Source organism: Mycobacterium sp. E2989 (assembly GCF_001667595.1).
GTDB lineage: Bacteria > Actinomycetota > Actinomycetes > Mycobacteriales > Mycobacteriaceae > Mycobacterium.
In genome coordinates this window covers 1-501 of sequence record NZ_LZJX01000098.1, presented here as the reverse complement: position 1 = coordinate 501, position 501 = coordinate 1, and the positions used below count along the sequence as shown (strand labels likewise).

General features: G+C 71.5%; 1 protein-coding gene. It reads right to left on the bottom strand.

From position 1 onward, the window contains the following. On the bottom strand, positions 1–492 hold a 492-nt coding region (locus A5680_RS16835), incomplete at its 3' end, for a VWA domain-containing protein (RefSeq protein ID WP_156675146.1). Between the last annotated feature and the right edge of the window lie 9 nt (positions 493–501).

The following is a 501-nucleotide window of genomic DNA, read 5'->3' as shown; positions in this document are numbered from 1 at the left end:
CGTCGCGATGGCCTGCAGCGCGGTGAACAGGCCCTCGCCCGTCGCGGTCTTGGGGGCCGGCTTGAGGCTGTCGATCGCGGCCTTGACCGCCTGGCGGTTGGTCGTCGGGGCGACCAGCAGGTACGGCGTGCCCGCGAAGCCGACCAGCCCCAGGTTGATGCCCGGCGTCAGCTGGGTGGCGAACTGGGTGGCCGCCTCCTCGGCGGCCTTGAGCCGGTTGGGCGGCACGTCGGTCGCCCGCATGGACTGCGACATGTCGATGACCAGCACGATGACGGCCCGGTTGCGCGGGATGCGCATGTCGTGGGTGGGGGTCGCGAGCGCGATGGTCAGCAGAACCAGGCTGAGCAGCGACACCGCGATCGGGATGTGACGCGCCAGCGACTGCGGCACGCTCGTCTCGGTGAACCGGCGCAGCCGGCGCCGGCGGCGAGCCTGGACCAGGATGTAGACCCCGAGCAGAGCCAGCGGGAGCAAACCGAACAACAGCATGCCCGGGCG